This window comes from Treponema sp. R8-4-B8 (genome assembly GCF_054786175.1).
Map to the genome: position 1 here is coordinate 1 of NZ_BDHE01000234.1, position 639 is coordinate 639.

A 639-nucleotide genomic window follows, 5' to 3' on the forward strand; every position below is an offset into this window, starting at 1 on the left:
CTTAAAAATGTATTATATATTTATAGGCTTGCACGACATTTAGATAACGTCTGTGATGTATAAATAGTCAAAAGCCGTCTTAAAAAAGACGCAAAAAAAACAGTAAAAGCGAACGAAGTTCGCAACCTGTCTCTTATACACATCTGTCGGAGTAGGAGTAGGCTCTGGAGCAGGAGTATTCGTTGAAGTTGAAACATCATTTTCATTTTTAGAAATGCCTGTTATAACCTTCCTCTGACAGCCAGACAAGAACACAGACAACATTAAAGTCACAGCAAATATTTTTTTAATTTCACTGCAGTCATATCCTCATTTAATCTTTTTTACTAATTATTTTTAAAGCCTTTTGAACAGTTCTAGAACTTCTAAACGGATTAGTAATAGGAAATACATTTTCTACGGGTTTATATTTATTATTAGTTTTTTCATAAGAATATCTCTCAATCTAGAGAGCAATCGTACCAACTTGACCCTCGCTTTCTAATTTCATTACAAGATGTTTTAATCTACAGACTTCGTTTAGCAGCTCTTGCCTATCATAGATCGCATAACCGAACGTATCAACCAAACGCTGACGACGAGAACGAGAACAAGATGTCAATAACAACAAACCAAACAGATACGCAGTCAACAGTACCA

1 protein-coding gene is annotated in these 639 nt (G+C 34.6%); it reads right to left on the minus strand.

The annotated features are described in order from the left end of the window. Nucleotides 1-445: 445 nt before the first annotated feature. On the minus strand, nt 446-639 hold a 194-nt coding region (locus ACYVRA_RS08110), incomplete at its 5' end, for a hypothetical protein (protein ID WP_461252222.1).